At 65.8% G+C, this 240-nt stretch carries 1 protein-coding gene; it reads right to left on the reverse strand.

Annotation, left to right across the window (positions count from 1 at the left end; all coding sequences use genetic code 11):
* The coding region (locus QSV46_RS40900) for a cation transporter (RefSeq protein WP_314964459.1) at positions 1-240 on the reverse strand (240 nt) is incomplete at both ends.

The raw sequence follows: 240 nt of genomic DNA on the forward strand, positions 1-240 counted from the left end.
GTAGATGGTGCTGGCGAGAACGCCCAGCCCGAGGGCGCCCAGGAAGAGCCCCTGGATGAGGGCAGAGCGCGCCCGCCAAAGCAGGCTCCAGCCGATGGCCAGAAGACCCAGAAAGGTGATGAGGCCGTCTCCCAGAAAGTCGAGCGCGTCGGCCTTGAGCGCCTGCGAGCCCGAGAGAAAGCCGCCCACGATCTCGACGAGGCCGTAGCCCACGTTCAGGACTACTACGATCCACAACGC

Source organism: Bradyrhizobium cosmicum (genome assembly GCF_032290525.1).
GTDB classification, from domain to species: domain Bacteria; phylum Pseudomonadota; class Alphaproteobacteria; order Rhizobiales; family Xanthobacteraceae; genus Bradyrhizobium; species Bradyrhizobium cosmicum_A.